Genomic DNA, 3,848 nt, shown 5'->3' with positions numbered 1-3,848 from the left:
TTAGTTTTATCCGTTGTACAAGAAGCGGCATCCACATTCACTGTTACCGGAGCAGCACAAGTAATGGTTGGATTGATATTGTCAACTACAGTTACGATTTGAGTACAAGTAGCCGTATTTCCAGCATTGTCAGTTACAGTCCAAGTTACCGTTGTGTTTCCGATAGGGAAAACGCTAGGGGCATCGTTAGTTACGGATTTCACACCACAGTTATCAGCCGTTGTTGGTAATCCAAGAGTAATATTAGCTTTATCCGTTGTACAAGAAGCAGCATCTACATTTACGGTTACCGGAGCTGCACAAGTAATGGTTGGATTGATATTGTCGACCACCGTTACGATTTGAGTACAAGTAGCAATATTTCCAGCCTTGTCCGTTACGGTCCAAGTTACCGTTGTGTTTCCGATAGGGAATACACTAGGCGCATCATTAGTTACCGATTTCACGCCACAATTATCAGCAGTTGTAGGTAATCCAAGAGTTACATTAGCTTTATCCGTTGTACAAGAAGCGGCATCTACATTCACGGTTATCGAAGCTGCACAAGTAATAGTTGGCAGAATAGAATCGACCACCGTTACGATTTGAGTACAAGTAGCAATATTTCCAGCATTGTCCGTTACAGTCCAAGTAACCGTTGTATTTCCGATAGGGAAAACGCTAGGGGCATCATTGGTTACCGATTTCACGCCACAGTTGTCAGCAGTTGTAGGTAATCCAAGAGTAACATTAGTTTTATCCGTTGTACAAGATGCGGCATCTACATTTACGGTTACCGGAGCTGCACAAGTAATGGTTGGTAGAATAGAATCGACCACCGTTACGATTTGAGTACAAGTAGCAATATTTCCAGCCTTGTCCGTTACGGTCCAAGTTACCGTTGTGTTTCCGATAGGGAATACACTAGGCGCATCATTAGTTACCGATTTCACGCCACAATTATCAGCAGTTGTAGGTAATCCAAGAGTTACATTAGCTTTATCCGTTGTACAAGAAGCGGCATCTACATTCACGGTTATCGAAGCTGCACAAGTAATAGTTGGCAGAATAGAATCGACCACCGTTACGATTTGAGTACAAGTAGCAATATTTCCAGCATTGTCCGTTACAGTCCAAGTTACGGTTGTATTTCCGATAGGGAAAACGCTAGGGGCATCATTGGTTACCGATTTTACACCACAGTTGTCAGCAGTTGTAGGTAATCCAAGAGTAACATTAGTTTTATCCGTTGTACAAGATGCGGCATCTACATTTACGGTTACCGGAGCTGCACAAGTAATGGTTGGTAGAATAGAATCGACCACCGTTACGATTTGAGTACAAGTAGCAATATTTCCAGCATTGTCAGTTACGGTCCAAGTTATCGTTGTGTTTCCGATAGGGAATACACTAGGGGCATCATTAGTTACGGATTTCACACCACAATTATCAGCCGTAGTTGGCAGACCCAGAGTTACATTAGTTTTATCCGTTGTACAAGAAGCGGCATCCACATTCACAGTTACCGGAGCAGCACAAGTAATGGTTGGATTGATATTATCAACTACAGTTACGATTTGTGTACAAGTAGCCGTATTTCCAGCATTGTCAGTTACAGTCCAAGTTACGGTTGTATTTCCGATAGGGAAAACACTAGGCGCATCGTTAGTTACCGATTTCACGTTACAGTTATCAGCAGTTGTAGGTAATCCAAGAGTAACATTAGCTTTATCCGTTGTACAAGAAGCGGCATCCACATTTACGGTTACCGGAGCTGCACAAGTAATGGTTGGATTGATATTATCAACTACAGTTACGATTTGTGTACAAGTAGCCGTATTTCCAGCATTGTCCGTTACGGTCCAAGTTACCGTTGTGTTTCCGATAGGGAAAACACTAGGGGCATCATTAGTTACCGATTTCACGCCACAGTTGTCAGCAGTTGTAGGTAATCCAAGAGTAACATTAGCTTTATCCGTTGTACAAGAAGCGGCATCTACATTCACTGTTACCGGAGCAGCACAAGTAATGGTTGGATTGATATTGTCAACTACAGTTACAATTTGAGTACAAGTAGCAATATTTCCAGCATTGTCCGTTACAGTCCAAGTTACCGTTGTGTTTCCGATAGGGAAAATACTAGGGGCATCGTTAGTTACGGATTTCACACCACAGTTGTCAGCAGTTGTAGGTAATCCAAGAGTTACATTAGCTTTATCCGTTGTACAGGAAGCGGCATCTACATTCACAATTACTGGAGCTGCACAAGTAATGGTTGGATTGATATTGTCAACTACAGTTACGATTTGTGTACAAATAGCCGTATTTCCAGCATTGTCCGTTACGGTCCAAGTTACGGTTGTATTTCCGATAGGGAAAACACTAGGCGCATCGTTAGTTACCGATTTCACGTTACAGTTATCAGCAGTTGTAGGTAATCCAAGAGTAACATTAGCTTTATCCGTTGTACAAGAAGCGGCATCCACATTTACGGTTACCGGAGCTGCACAAGTAATGGTTGGATTGATATTATCAACTACAGTTACGATTTGTGTACAAGTAGCCGTATTTCCAGCATTGTCCGTTACGGTCCAAGTTACCGTTGTGTTTCCGATAGGGAATACACTAGGGGCATCATTAGTTACGGATTTCACACCACAATTATCAGCCGTAGTTGGCAGACCCAGAGTTACATTAGTTTTATCCGTTGTACAAGAAGCGGCATCTACATTCACTGTTATAGGAGCAGCACAAGTAATGGTTGGATTGATATTATCAACTACAGTTACGATTTGTGTACAAGTAGCCGTATTTCCAGCATTGTCAGTTACGGTCCAAGTTACGGTTGTATTTCCGATAGGGAAAACACTAGGGGCATCGTTAGTTACCGATTTCACACCACAGTTGTCAGCAGTTGTAGGTAATCCAAGAGTAACATTAGCTTTATCCGTTGTACAAGAAGCGGCATCCACATTCACAGTTACCGGAGCTGCACAAGTAATTGTTGGATTGATATTGTCTTTTACAATAACATTTTGAGTAGCTGTGACATTATTTCCTTTTTCGTCATTGAAAGTCCAATTAATAACGTAAACTCCTTGAGTTGTATATAATAATGGGTCTGTCGTTGTACCTACAATTGTACCTGCACATGCATCTGTAGTAGTAGGTGGTGTTACAGTAGCAGAACATTGACCAATTACATCAGCAAGAATTGGTTTTATTGGTTTTGTATTATCAATGATTACATTTTGATTTGATGTTATAATATTACCATTGCCATCATCAAAGGTCCAAACCACTACAGTAGTTCCTTGAGTTGTAATTGGGAACACTGTAGATGTAGTACCTGTTACGTTACCAGCACATTCATCTATAGCTTTTGGTGGAATTGCAGTTGCTGAACATTGTCCAGATACATCAGCAAGAATTGGTTTTATTGGTTTAGTAGTATCTTTTACAATTACTTTTTGAGTAGCAGTCGTTGTATTTCCATTTCCATCATTAAAAGTCCAAGTGATGGTGTAGGTTCCTTGAGTGGTATAAGTTAAAGGATCAGAAGTAGTTCCAACAATTGCATTTCCACTACAAACATCCGTAGTTGTTGGAACAGTAACAGTCGCAGCACATTCACCAGTTACATCTGCCAATACAGGTTTAACAGGCGCAACAGTATCTTTTACAATTACTTTTTGCGTAGCAGTGGTTGTATTTCCATTTCCATCATTAAAAGTCCAAGTGATGGTGTAGGTTCCTTGAGTGGTATAAGATAAAGGATCAGAAGTAGTTCCAACAATTGCATTTCCACTACAAACATCCGTAGTTGTTGGAACAGTAACAGTCGCAGCACATTCTCCGGTTACATCTGC

1 protein-coding gene is annotated in these 3,848 nt (G+C 41.0%); it reads right to left on the bottom strand.

The genetic code is table 11. The features are described from left to right. A partial coding sequence (locus tag IWX83_RS16875; protein ID WP_196831328.1) for an HYR domain-containing protein occupies positions 1-3,848 on the bottom strand: 3,848 nt, incomplete at both ends.

This window comes from Flavobacterium sp. CG_9.1, assembly GCF_015751645.1.
GTDB classification, from domain to species: domain Bacteria; phylum Bacteroidota; class Bacteroidia; order Flavobacteriales; family Flavobacteriaceae; genus Flavobacterium; species Flavobacterium xanthum.
The sequence above is the reverse complement of the archived record's forward strand: the minus strand, read 5'-3'. Positions and strand labels throughout refer to the sequence as shown.